Here is a 12,731-nt window from a genome sequence, read left to right on the forward strand (position 1 = left end):
TTACTGTTTCGACAACACTACCGTCTTCTTTCTTCAAGACAAAGCTGTATTTACCGGCTTCAAGAGCTTTTCCTTCAAGAACTTTCTTAGCACCAAGAGTTGCGGTTGTGGCTCCTGCTGGAGTGTAAGTGTTCTTGAATGCTTTTTCATCGTCGTAAGCAACAGTTGCTTCAAGGACACCCTTACCATTGTCCGCTACAGTTACTGTAGCTGTGATTGTTTTAGTGTCGTACTGGATACCTGTAGCAGTACCAGCTTTTTCAGCAATCTTGTAAGTGAATGTTCCAGCTTTATCAAATTCCAATGCTGAGAACTTAACGTTTCCATCTTTGTCATTCTTAACTGTTTCTTTCAAAGTACCAGCTTGGTCTGTCAAAGTAAATTCAAACTCATCAGCTTTCAACTCACGACCAGTAAGTGTTTTCTTAACCGCAAGAGCAGCTTTTGCTTTTGAAGCCCCGTAGCTGTTGTTGAATTCTTTGTCAGCTGAGTAAGTTACGTTAGCATGAAGTTTTCCTTCGCTGTCATCTGTAACTTCTACAGTGACTTTAACTTCAAGATTATCGTAAGTCACACCGTTAACAGTCTTACCAGCGTTTGTTTCAACTATGGTGTAGTTGTATGTACCAGCTTTAGTATATTCGATTGGAGCGAATGTCACTTTGCCGTCGGCAGTGTTCTTCACTTTTTGAAGCTCTGAACCATCTGCGTCATTCTTCAATACAAAATCAAACTCATCAGCTTTTAACTCACGACCTGAAAGAGTTTTCATCACTTCAAGACCGGCTTTGGCATTGTCAGCCTTATAGGTGTTTTCGAAGGTGCTGTCATTATTGTCATAAGATACAGTTGCTTCAAGAGCTCCATTACCGTTGTCAACAACTTTGATCGTTACTTCGATAGTCTTGTTAGAATAAGTGATTCCTTTATCAGTTGTCCCAGCATTCTTTTCAACGATGGTGTAATGATAAGTGTCAGCTTTATTGAATTCTAAATCTTCAAACTTGATGTTTCCATCTGCATCATTTGTAGTTTTTTCTACGGGATCACCTTCGTGATTTATCAAGGAGAAGACAAACTCGCCACCTTTGAGCGGCATTGGAGTATTGGTGTTCTTATTGATAAATGATTTAGTTGCAGAAACTGGAGCTTTGACTTTTGCAGGGTTGTAAGTATTGGTGAAGGTTGTGCTATTAGCTGTACCATCACTGCTGTATTCAACCGTTGCATGCAATTTACCTTGACCATCATCGGTTACAGTTACTTTAGCTGTGACTGTCTTAGAATCGTAGGTGATACCATTCTCCGTTGTGCCAGCTTTTACTTCCTTAATAGTGTAAGTGTAAGTACCTGCTTCATCAAATGTCAACTCTGAAAACTTAACTTTTCCGTCAGCGCCATTCTTCGCTTTTTCAACGTTACCAACTTGGTCTGTCAATGTAAATTCGAACTCATTTTCTTGAGCTCCTGTCGTACGACCAGTCAACTGCTTAGTTACTTCAAGAACGGCCTTAGCATTAGTTGCTTTATAGGTATTTTTGAATGTCTGAATTCCAGCATCAGTAGCTCTATTCACTGCACCAGTAAGCGGTGGTACAAGATTGGAGCCAGGTGCTGAAGAGGCCAAATTAGCTGACGGAAGTGCCACAGCAGTAATAGGATGATACAATACTGTCGCAACCAGTTTACCTTTTCCATCGTCTGTTACACTTACTGTTACTGGTACTTTTCTAGAATCATGAGTCACACCATCGATGGTTTGACCAGCATTCACTTCAACAACAGTAAATTCGTATTCACCCGCTTTATCGAAAGGAATATCTTTGAAGACTACGCGACCAGCTGCATCGTTCTTAGCTCTTTGAACTTCTTGGCCATTTTTATCTTTCAAGATAAATTCAAATTCTTCGTTTTGAAGAGGTGTTGGACGGCCACCCGTCAATTCTTTTTTGACTTCAATATCAGCCTTAGTTGGTGAAGTGCTATAGGTATTTGTAACAGTCAGATCAGCTGTTTGTTCTGGAGTATAGCCGTCTATCGTATCTACGATGAGATTGCCATCTTCATCTACTTCCATCACACTGTAAGTGTACTTCACGCCGTGCTCATCTGTCGCAGGAAGGTCTGGCCACTCTAAGGTTCCGTTTGTTTTAGGAACTTCTTTTTGTTCGGCACCAGCTACTTCTTCAATCGCTCCACCTTCTGGCGTACGATAGAGTTTGAAGTAGACAGTTGGACGAATATGTTCCTGACCGCCAACCCAGACTTTCTTAGCAGTCACGCTAATTTTTGCTGGTTTGTAAGTATTAGTAATTTTTGTCTTATCTTCGTTGTAAGATACGACGTAATCACTTGTTCCACCTACAACTGTTTCTGTTTCATCCAAAGGAATATTAGTTTGATCTTGAAGTTCACGAACAGAGTAGATTAACTCTGTGGTTCCATCAACATCGTATTTAGGTAGTTGATTTTTCCACTTGTAAGTATAGACACCATTGGACTTTGTCACTTCAGGCGTATAGTTCCCTGAGACAGGTTTTGCATCTGCAACAGTTTGCCCTTCTTTGTGCACATACAAACCGAGTTTGACTTCTTTGTAGTCAGTTGCTTTTCCGTTTACCCAAGTCTTGGTTGCTTCAAAGTCAACTGTCACACGTTTGTTAGAGATACTGAGGGGAACACCTTTTCCATCTTTCATCTCCACTTCGAACTCTTGACTATTTACCTGATAGCCTGATTTAGGAGTTTTTTCTTTAACAATATACTTACCATTATTGAGAGCCTTTGAGACAGCTATCCCATCCGCATCTGTTGTAACGGTATCAACCAAATTATTAGTGGTTTTCTCACGGATTTCAAAGACAACGCCTGCCAACTTAACAGTTGCATCCGCTTCATCGTATTTTGTGATTTTGATCTTACCAGCAATATCAGCAGTGACTGATGCACCAACAGATTTGACCGTCTTTAAATTAAACGTTGCTTCTGTTCTGGTTCCAATACTACCTCCGTATTTTTCCCAAATCAGTTGTGGCTGATTATCAATCAAGTACTGAGCTGAGTTACTTATCGTTGAAGTATCTGCTGGTGAGGACGTATCATAAGTTAAGAAAAAGCTCTTTGTTCCCATATTAGTCGGCATGAGCAACTCAAACCCTCGTTTCCCGTTGACAAAGGTCAACAAAGCTTTTTTATCTGAGTTAGCCTTGTATACCTCCGGATCGGTTGTGATTTCATATTCATCACCTATATGTTTAAGAGCAGATGAATTCGTATTCGTCGTCTCGAATTCCGCTTCATGCATATAGAAAGTACCTTCCACATAATTAGCGAAGGCTCCCTTTGAAACATCATCTGTAATCTTCACCACATGTCCAGTCATATCTTTCTTAGCGCGATTAATCTTCATCTGAAAATGTGCTCTCGCCTTATTGTTATCGTTATAACCGTACTTTGTAATAGTTTCTCCAATCACGTCAACCTGTTCATATTTATTCACTTTATACGTGATGGTCTGTTTTTTACCATCTGGTAAAACATAGGTAACCGTTTTCCCCTCTTTTTTGAGTGTTTCAGTTGCTTCTGCAACAAAGTCCCCACGGATATTTTGCTTGTCCTTCACCTTGTCATTGAAGGTAAATACTAGCTGATGGTTAGCATTATCCACTCGGACAGTCCCCATTTTGATATTTGACGTCGAATCAATCAAATCCAGACTACCATCCGTCAAACTCAAGTTATCTGGAGCCTTTACGATGAAGTAATCACCATCCTTGATTTCATTAGCTGCCACATTGGGAAATGAGAATTTACCTGAATATTTCAATTTCATCGAAGTATCATTTGAACCATGAATTCCTTCAGTCTTGCTTCCTGTAGATGCTATAGTAATCTTCAAGTCATCTATTTTGACTTTACTCGTGATATCAGTTGTGGCATGTGCTTCACCTGCCGGGAAGAACATCAGCAATAGTAAAAGAGGAAATACTAGAAAACCTAGTACTTTCTTTAGTTTATCCATAAAAAATCCTTTCTATTTGATTAAATTAATTGAGAAGTATATCATGTCTTACCAGCAGGCAACACTCCTTTCAATTGCAATATTTATCACAAGAATATCTATGTGATAGCTGCGTTCTTTTTTCGATTTGGTTAGCGATACCATTCAAATAGTTATTTAATTTAATCTTCTATAGGATTTTTTACTCACTTATGAATGAAAACTTGCAAAATATCATTCAACTTCATTATACTATAACTTCTAGTATTATGTTAATTATATGTAAATATTTCATAAACGAAAAATTTACAGTTTGTCAACTTTTGACATAGAGATACATAACCATATTGATATTTGTTTTCAGAGGGGGATTCTCTGAATTTCTAGACATTATAAATTTCAACGTATTTTATAAACTACAATCCATTCTAAATACAGTCTAAAATAGGCCCATGGGTTATAGATAGTTTTAAATTATATATTATGCACACTTTAGCTCTTTATACATCATTTTATAGTTTTTGTTACATTATTTTTTCTCTATCCCCCCTTAGTTAAAAATCCAAGAATTTGTTATTTAATCCCTATACTTTTATCAAAAACGCAATAACAATGACGAATAATTATTAAATTTTTTCTTATAATTTATCCCAGTTAACTTCTTCTAGATAGCATAAGCAAAATAGACACTTCTAATATAATTCACTAGGAAAATGCTCCATTTTATGTTATAATTTATTTAGTGAAATAAACAATATTATAATATTTTATGGCTGTAATCCTTTACAAACAGCTTCTTTTAAGTTGTCAATTTTATCTAATATTTTAATTGATATTTATTCATAGAAAGGACACTTATGGCTAAAGATACTCGAGATTCCATCGTTTCCGCTTTTATATCGCTAGCTAAACAGAATCCTCAGCGTAGTTCATTTACGATGAGTGAAATTGCTAGACAAGCAGGTATTTCAAGACAAGCTATTTACCAAAAACATTTCCAAAACTATGATGATATTATCAAGTATATTCATGAACAGACCGATCAACGAATTTTTCAGGTATTTAATAATTCTTGTCTGAGAAGAGAGGAAAATCCTATTGAATGCTTTGCTAATTTTGCAATTCCTTTGGTTTATGAAAATAGGAATATCATTCGAACACTTTTTATAACTCAAGCAGATCCTGGTTGGAAGGAGTTCCTAAGAGATACTTATTCAAAATGGATTCTAAAGAATGTCCACTACAACAAGGAATTCGATTTTAGTGAAGATGACATGACCTATGTCGTCGCAAACATGATTATTACTTTTATTGAAGCTTGGATACGAAAAGAGATCCCTACTCCACCAGAAAAGTTTAAAAAAACGTTTCTCCTATTAACAACAATATCTCTTCGAGACTATATGATTTTACAAGAAAAGGATAGTGAGTAAAATTCACTATCCTTCTCTCATTTCCCGCCTTTAAAAGCATCCACCATTACTTGGAATTCTTCATTTGTAAGGGTGATCCCTTTTCCCATCTTGGTATGATCAGGGCTCCAAGTTCGAATATCAAACTTTGCTGGCGCACCATTAAAGCTAACTCGGTTTAGTTCTTTTGTCCAACCTTTCTCATTTTCGGACAAGGTCAGTAAGTGTTCTTCGATTTCAAATGTAAATTCTGCCATTTTTAACTCCTTTTTGTGATATGCTTTCTATAGTCTATTCGTAAAAATCTTGTAGATTTTAGAAAAATTTTATATAATGTGGATAGATAAGAAGGGAGATGCCTATGAGGTACACATTCAAGCAAGTCTTAGATAAGATACAAGACTTTCTCAGTGGACATAATGAACAAGATTATTCTGAAAACGACTTCCTTATTAGCACAATTGAACAGGCCATCCAGAAAAAAACGGCTGTTCATGTCATACTTGCTGAAACGAGCTTCACTGGTGATATTGTCAAATATGATACCAGTCGTCAACAGATTGTTGTCAAAAATTTTACAAAAAATGTAACTCGTATCATCCGAATCACTGATATCAAAAGACTTCGTTTCGTCCCTTCAACTGTACAAACAGCTCAGAAAAATAGATTTAAGAAAGAGTGAGATGCTTTTCATCCCACTCTTTTTCTTAACGAATTTGTTCAAAATGAAGGTGAACTGCGATATGGTCACCATACCCACTTCTCTCCAAATCACGTTGCAAGCGATAAGAAATGTAGTGTTCGGCTATTGTGATATATCCTGCCCCCAACAAACGATTTTCAACCATTGATTGGATCATACTGATGGTCGCACGTTCTACTTTTGCTTCTTCCAAGTCCAAGATTACTTTTTTAGTGACTTGAGCTAGGTTTTGGCGCAAATCATCTGTTAAAACATAAACCGTCTGAGCTGCTTTTAAGACAGCTTGATAGATTTTATCTGGATCAAAGTCTGCAACTTCTCCATTACGTTTGATTACTTGCATAAGGTTCTCCTTTATTCTTTGTTTTCTTTGATTTCAGCCAGCATTTTTTCTTCTTCTGCTGTTAGTTGATAGTTTTCTAGCAGGTCAGGTCTGCGCTCGTAGGTTTTCTTTAGACTCTCATACAGCCGCCACTGACGAATCTTCTCATGATGACCACTCATGAGCACATCTGGAACCACCATGCCTCGATAGTCATAAGGACGTGTGTACTGAGGATATTCGAGAAGTCCTGAAGAAAAACTATCATCTTGATGACTAGACTCCTTGCCAATCACTTCAGGAATCAGGCGAACCGTAGCATCAATCATGGTCATGGCAGCCAACTCACCACCAGTCAGGACATAATCTCCTAGGGAAATTTCATCGGTTACCAAGGTCTTGATGCGCTCGTCATACCCTTCGTAGTGACCGCAGATAAAAATCAGTTCCTCTTCTTTAGCCAAATCTTCAGCGTAGGCTTGATCGAACTGTTTCCCAGCAGGATCGAGAAGAATGACGCGGGGATTTTTCTTTTTAATGGCATCAAAGGCATCGAAAATAGGTTGGGCACGGAGCAACATTCCTTGACCACCTCCGTAGGGCTCATCGTCAACATGACGGGCCTTTTCAGCATATTCTCGAAAATTATGATACTGGATATCCAAGAGCCCTTTTTCTCGAGCCTTTCCAACAATCGAGTGCTCCAGCGGAGAAAACATCTCAGGAAAGAGGGTTAAAATATCAATCTTCATCATCTAGTCCTTCTAAGATTTCCACTTGGACCCGCTTGTTTGGAATATCAACATTGAGAACTACTGACGGAATGTAAGGCAAGAGTAGGTCGCGTTTTCCTTTTCGCTTGACCACCCAGACATCATTGGCACCTGGTTGTAGGATTTCCTTGATAGTTCCAATCAAGTTGTCACCCTCATAAACTTCCAAACCAATAATCTCGTGATAATAGAATTCTCCATCATCTAAGTCGTTCAAATCTTCCTCAGCAACCTTGAGACTATAACCCTTGTACTTCTCAATCGCATTGATATGGTACATGTCTTTGAATTTGATAATGTCAAAATTCTTATGCTTACGGTGGCTAGCAATGGTCACTGTTTGAACAAACTGATCTTTTTCATCAAATAAAGCCAGTTCTGCCCCTTTTTTAAAACGTTCTTCAGCAAAATCCGTCACAGACAAGACTCGCATCTCACCCTGCAAACCCTGCGTATTGACGATTTTCCCAACATTAAAGTAGTTCATCTTGTCTCCTGTACTCTCCTTCTTTCCATCTTATTCTGACAATTCTCGAATAATAGTCGCAATTTTTTTCTGATTCTGACCATTGTAAATAGTGGTGATTCCCTCCCAAAATAAGTTTAGTATTGGAAGTCCAATATTCTGAGTCTCTGTACTCTTTTTCTCTATAAGCCTGACAAAAAATAAATACAGGGACATGAGCTTCTATAGATACATTCTCAAAATCTTCCTCAGTAATCTCTCCAGATATTCGAAATTTTGTATCTTGATTTTCCAACTCTGAGCTTTTTTCTTGCATTATTTTCCAGATTTCTTTATTAGTTTCAGGACTAAATGTTGCTTGAGTTAAGTTCTTAAAATAAAGTTCAGGACCACACTCGTCAATCAACCTCATCTGCTCTTCCATTTCTGGATAGGGATTTTCTGAAAAATCAGAAAACATTACTTTTTTAGTTGTTGGTTCAATTGCTAGTAAAGCCTGACACTTAATTGATTTGTTGAGCAATTTGCAAGCTAAAATTCCACTCAAACTATGTACACAAAGTATATATTCAGAAATCGCCAATTCTTCAAGTACTTCATAAACCGCGTCTACAAGATTGTCCAGATTTTTTCCAGCTTGGTCATGAATCGGACTCCTACCTGTGTTTGGAAAATCAATTGTCAAATAACCAATTGTGGAAGGAAGTTTTTCAAGTATAAGTGAAAAATTTTCATAACTTGGTAGCAAACCTGCGCCATTTAAACAAACAAGCACTTTCTTTTGCTTTTTATAAGTAACAGAGAGACTGCCAATTTTTGTAGTTACTTCAAACCGTTTCATAAAGAAATCCACTCATTCTATAACAATGATTTATTAAAAACCCTTATCCTTTATTTTATCACGTTCCAGGGATTTTCACAAGTTGGATAGGTCCTATCTTACAAGGCTACTACTTCTTCAAAAAAATCACCAACTATCTGATTAAACTCTTGAGGATGATCATTCATCGGTTGGTGTTTGCTATCTGAAATCGTTACTTGACGCGCATTGGGATTTAAGGCAATGATACCATCATATATTATTTTCAGGTGTTTGGGGAAATCATTTTCTCCTCTTACTAAAAGCATAGGAGGATTTCCTTTATATCCTTCTATCTCATGGACTGCCAAGAAACCTGTGATTCCAAGGTTCAAGAAAACATCTCGCCCAGTTTCTATAATGGCCGTCTTGACCAATTCTCTTGTGATAGGGTTATCAGTACACATTTTTGAGTTTTTATCTGCAATCACCCTCCAAGGAATCGTTTTGTACATAAGAGAACTATATTTGATTCGACCTCTTTCTTTATCTGATAGGTAACGATGCTGTCCCCAACTATCTACCATGACCAAGGCTAGGACTCTTTCTGGATGGCGATAAGTGTACTCTTGAAGTGGATTTCCTCCCCAAGAATGACCAACCAATATCACCTTATCTAGCTGGAAATAGGACAAAATAGCATCTACATCTTGAACAGCGCCTTCCAAGTCGGGAAGGCCAACTTTCATAGGTGATTCCCCCTGCCCTCTAACATTGACAAAGTAAAGGTCAAATCCATCGAAAGCATCATACTGGTGGGCCCACATCTGACTACGGCCACAAGCTCCATGATAAAAAATAATGTGTCCTTTACTTGCGTTTCCAGGACGATGATAAACAACCAAATCACAATCTACGACTGCTATAACGTGACGTTTCAACATCTCGGGTTCTCTGTTATAAAAAGCAATAGCTTCAGCAATATCATTTGGCTTCATTTTTACACTCTCTCCTCTTTATCCTAGTATCATTCTTTTATCTATTTTATCATGCTATATTAAAATCTTTGTTTTCTAAGCCTAATTTCATTAAAAATTTTGAATTTTCTGCATCATTTAAATAAAGAAAAAGACTACTAAGCAATCTTTACTTTTTTCTCATCAGATTCATGCCTAAAATTCCAGCAATAATCAAAGTTGCTCCAATCACATGGTAACTATAAATTGGTTCGTGGAGGATAAGAGCCCCAGCTAGAATGGTCAAAACTGTTCCAAGATTACCAAAGACACTGACGGTTGATGCCCCGAGGCGAACGATAGCATAGATAGAGAGACTACCAGTCACGATAGAGGCTAGTATTCCCAAATAGAGGATGGAAAGCAGATAGGACACCTGTCCAAGTGGCGCAAAGTAAGCTAATATATTCCCCTCTAGATAGTGCGAGGTCAGGCTTAGCATATTAAAGGTGATGAAGCCAACAAATATCACAACAGCTGTCATATCCATAGCCCGATAGCGGCCTCCTTTAACCTTGCTGAGAATATTGTTTATCGCATTGGCAAGAACAGATCCCAACATCAAGAGAAAGCCCAAGCTAGCAGTTTCAGTGCTAAAGTTTGCTCCTTTGCTAAGGAAAATGAAAACTACTCCTGCTACGGATAAAATTAAAAAGAACTTTTGTAGCAAACCAGTCTTTTCCTTGAGAAAGACCGATGCCAAAAGGAGAGTAAAAATCGGGACAAGCGCTTGTAAAATTCCCGCTTCAGAAGACGATATATACTGTAAAGCAAAGGATTGGAAAATAAAGAAGAGGAGTGGATAGAAAAGACTCATAGGCAGAATTGAAAGAATATCTTTTCTACTTAAACTCACATTGATAAGTTTTGTTTGATGAAGGATGACCAATACCAAAGCAGCGATTGTATAGCGATGTGCTAAGTTTGTGAGAGGACTAGCATAGCCCAAAGCAATCTTAGTAAATAAAAAAGAAAAACCAATGATTGCTGAAAAGGATAAGGCTGCTAGGTATGCTTTTGTTTTCTCGTTCATAGATGGTCACTCCATTTAAAAATAGCTATTCTCAAGATTGATTGACTAGAATTCTTTGAGACTGTCTATCCATTTTAGCATAGTAAAATCCTAGATGCTATTTCTAGGATTGGTATTTTATGCCTTCTTTCACCGTTTATCTATTACATTAGTTAAAAAGGATTCAGCCAGTCTGATCTGCTTTTCTCGTTCTTGTCTCACAAGTTCTAACTTGTCTGCCTCTTGGAGATTCCTTACTTTGATAGCATAATCCGCGGAAACGATGGCGTGTCCTCTCATATGGGCTGTTGAAATAGCTTGTACAAAGACTCTGGCAGCGTACTTAGCGATTTGATTTTGGGCATTTTTAGAGAGGAGATTTGCTGCGAAACCTGCTTTTCTCAACTCATGAGGTGAGAACTCATTTCTCAATCGTGCATCAAAAGCCTCATAAGCTTGCCGAATTATTTTATTTTTCTCACCTTCATCACCGATATCAATTAAAGATAAGAAATCTCGCGAGTTCTCTAATGCCCATCGAGCTAGTTCTTTCTGAGGAAGTCTATCCAGTATTTGTTCTAGTTCCAATCTTTTCTCAGAGTCGTCCCAAATGGCAACTTTGTAAGGACTGGGTAGGTGATTCATTTTAGTCTTATAGGCAGTTCGTTCAAACTCATTCCATGCATAATCCTCTGGTCTCATTGCTTTCTCATTCTTTCTTACTAGCTAGCGTAATCTAGGAGAAACCTTTCATATCAGTGAAAAGAGATTACTCCTAGTTCTCTTGGAAGTTATCCAAAAATCCTTTCAAATCTCGTTCATGTTGGTACTTAATGGCAGCCTTCTTATCTTTGTCAAAGATGGTTTTGGTTAGGTCAATATCGTTGATAGCTGCGATTGCGACGGTGTAATGAATGATATCAGCCAGTTCTTTGGCTAGTTCCTCATTTGAGTCCTGGACACCCTCTTTTCGACCAGAGCGCCCATTCAAGACCTCTGCTACTTCTCCGACTTCCTCCACTAGCTTGATAAAGAGGCCTTCCTCAGTCCGAGACTGTTGGTAATGTTCGAGTAAATAAGCTTGTAATTGTCTAAACGTTAAATCCTTCATCTTCTCCTCCTCACAAAAAAAGCGAGACATCTGTCCCGCTTTTTTATTTTTCATCAATAACGATTCTTACTTTTTTGTCTTCAGTTGGGACAGAGTAGACAATCGTTCTTATCGCTGAGATAGTGCGACCCTTACGACCGATAACACGACCGACATCGCTTTGGTCAAGATCCAAGTGATACTCCAAAAACTCTGGTGTGTCTTCGATCTTGATAGTTAAGGCATCAGGTTGTGAAATCAAAGGTTTCACAATCGCAATAATGAGATTTTCAATCGTATCCATCTGTCAACCTACTTTAAACTTATTTTGAGAATTTAGAATCGTGGAATTTTTTCAATACGCCTTCTTTTGAAAGGATGTTGCGAACTGTATCTGAAGGTTGAGCTCCATCAGCCAACCATGCAAGAACGCGGTCTTCTTTCAAAGTTACTTGGTTTTCAGCAACAAGTGGGTTGTAAGTTCCAACTGTTTCGATGAAACGTCCGTCACGTGGTGAACGTGAGTCTGCTACATTGATACGGTAGAAAGGTTTTTTCTTAGAACCCATACGAGTCAAACGGATTTTAACTGCCATTTTTTAATGTCTCTTTTCTTATTTTTTTATTTCGGTGAAATAGCTGAGCTATTTAGCACATGTTCTATTATAGCAGATTTTTGACAGGTGTCAAGAAAAAAACTTGACATAGTTTAAAATTTTTATTTTTTTTAGAAATTTATTAGACTAATAGGGATAAATTAGAAAGAGAAACTTTATGAATACTAGTCTAGAGAACATTTACAAAGACCATCAGGTTAATCCTTACATCTCTCCTGATCGTGATATCGAGACTTGGCTACTAAATCCCAAGCCTGTCCCAAAACGAAATAGAAGACAATCTTCTGGCAGGTGATATTATCCTCCTCTGGAGAATCAACTTTGGTACTTTTACCACCGAAAGCTGGTTTTAAAAACTCCCATTCGAATATGATTCAAAATTCGCTTAAAATAAATGTTTTCCCACTTTTTCAGAAAAAAATTTTCATCTAATTTAAATAACTTTCAATTAAATGGTGTGAACCATGAAATGTTGTAAATGCTGTATTGTAGCTAGTTTTTAACATTTAGAGAACTGGCTA

13 protein-coding genes and 2 pseudogenes are annotated in these 12,731 nt (G+C 37.7%); 3 read left to right on the forward strand and 12 right to left on the reverse strand.

What is annotated here, in order from left to right; genetic code table 11:
* Positions 1-4,021: Spy0128 family protein (locus HMPREF9965_RS04925; protein ID WP_000359386.1), on the reverse strand; the 4,021-nt coding region annotated here is incomplete at its 3' end.
* Between the two features lie 836 nt (positions 4,022-4,857).
* Between HMPREF9965_RS04925 and HMPREF9965_RS04930 the strand changes: the two genes are divergently transcribed.
* The gene (locus tag HMPREF9965_RS04930) at positions 4,858-5,433 is read left to right on the forward strand and encodes a TetR/AcrR family transcriptional regulator (protein ID WP_001040164.1); all 576 of its coding nucleotides are present in this window, start codon (positions 4,858-4,860) and stop codon (positions 5,431-5,433) included.
* A gap of 17 nt (positions 5,434-5,450) precedes the next feature.
* Here HMPREF9965_RS04930 and HMPREF9965_RS04935 read toward each other — a convergent pair whose 3' ends face one another.
* Positions 5,451-5,669 carry a YdbC family protein gene (locus HMPREF9965_RS04935; protein WP_000807434.1) on the reverse strand — a complete coding sequence of 73 codons (219 nt, stop codon included), beginning with the start codon at positions 5,667-5,669 and terminating at the stop codon, positions 5,451-5,453.
* Positions 5,670-5,773: 104 nt separating this feature from the next.
* Between HMPREF9965_RS04935 and HMPREF9965_RS04940 the strand changes: the two genes are divergently transcribed.
* The gene (locus HMPREF9965_RS04940) at positions 5,774-6,094 is read left to right on the forward strand and encodes a hypothetical protein (protein WP_001270811.1); all 321 of its coding nucleotides are present in this window, start codon (positions 5,774-5,776) and stop codon (positions 6,092-6,094) included.
* Positions 6,095-6,119: 25 nt separating this feature from the next.
* Here the strand turns inward: HMPREF9965_RS04940 and HMPREF9965_RS04945 are convergent, their stop codons facing one another.
* The 10 genes and pseudogenes from HMPREF9965_RS04945 to rpsP form a co-directional block, all read right to left on the reverse strand.
* The gene (locus tag HMPREF9965_RS04945; RefSeq protein WP_001196051.1) at positions 6,120-6,458 is read right to left on the reverse strand and encodes an ATP cone domain-containing protein; all 339 of its coding nucleotides are present in this window, start codon (positions 6,456-6,458) and stop codon (positions 6,120-6,122) included.
* Positions 6,459-6,469: 11 nt separating this feature from the next.
* Positions 6,470-7,189: a tRNA (guanosine(37)-N1)-methyltransferase TrmD gene (gene trmD, locus HMPREF9965_RS04950; RefSeq protein WP_004243242.1), complete on the reverse strand. Its 720-nt coding sequence runs from the start codon at positions 7,187-7,189 to the stop codon at positions 6,470-6,472.
* Complete coding sequence (gene rimM / locus HMPREF9965_RS04955) at positions 7,179-7,697, reverse strand: ribosome maturation factor RimM (RefSeq protein ID WP_001105885.1); 519 nt, start codon at positions 7,695-7,697, stop codon at positions 7,179-7,181. The genes trmD and rimM overlap by 11 nt, the downstream gene beginning before the upstream one ends.
* Before the next feature lie 30 nt (positions 7,698-7,727).
* Positions 7,728-8,517, reverse strand: a pseudogene (locus HMPREF9965_RS13140) (alpha/beta hydrolase).
* A gap of 98 nt (positions 8,518-8,615) precedes the next feature.
* Positions 8,616-9,473 carry an alpha/beta fold hydrolase gene (locus tag HMPREF9965_RS04965; protein ID WP_000803904.1) on the reverse strand — a complete coding sequence of 286 codons (858 nt, stop codon included), beginning with the start codon at positions 9,471-9,473 and terminating at the stop codon, positions 8,616-8,618.
* Positions 9,474-9,621: 148 nt separating this feature from the next.
* A complete protein-coding gene (locus tag HMPREF9965_RS04970; RefSeq protein WP_001003366.1) occupies positions 9,622-10,524 on the reverse strand; it encodes a DMT family transporter in 903 nt (300 codons plus the stop codon).
* A gap of 129 nt (positions 10,525-10,653) precedes the next feature.
* Complete coding sequence (locus tag HMPREF9965_RS04975) at positions 10,654-11,205, reverse strand: putative immunity protein (RefSeq protein WP_001247192.1); 552 nt, start codon at positions 11,203-11,205, stop codon at positions 10,654-10,656.
* A gap of 73 nt (positions 11,206-11,278) precedes the next feature.
* A complete protein-coding gene (locus tag HMPREF9965_RS04980; RefSeq protein WP_004243240.1) occupies positions 11,279-11,614 on the reverse strand; it encodes a MazG nucleotide pyrophosphohydrolase domain-containing protein in 336 nt (111 codons plus the stop codon).
* Between the two features lie 43 nt (positions 11,615-11,657).
* On the reverse strand, positions 11,658-11,897 hold the full coding sequence (gene kphA, locus HMPREF9965_RS04985) for an RNA-binding protein KphA (protein ID WP_000379617.1): 240 nt from the start codon (positions 11,895-11,897) through the stop codon (positions 11,658-11,660).
* A 19-nt stretch (positions 11,898-11,916) separates the two neighbouring features.
* Positions 11,917-12,189, reverse strand: a complete 273-nt coding sequence (gene rpsP / locus HMPREF9965_RS04990; RefSeq protein WP_000268760.1) for a 30S ribosomal protein S16 — start codon at positions 12,187-12,189, stop codon at positions 11,917-11,919.
* Positions 12,190-12,367: 178 nt separating this feature from the next.
* Between rpsP and HMPREF9965_RS04995 the strand changes: the two are divergent.
* Positions 12,368-12,563 (forward strand): annotated as a pseudogene (locus tag HMPREF9965_RS04995) (hypothetical protein).
* Positions 12,564-12,731: the final 168 nt, after the last annotated feature.

This window comes from Streptococcus mitis bv. 2 str. SK95, from assembly GCF_000222705.1.
GTDB classification, from domain to species: Bacteria; Bacillota; Bacilli; order Lactobacillales; family Streptococcaceae; genus Streptococcus; species Streptococcus mitis_AY.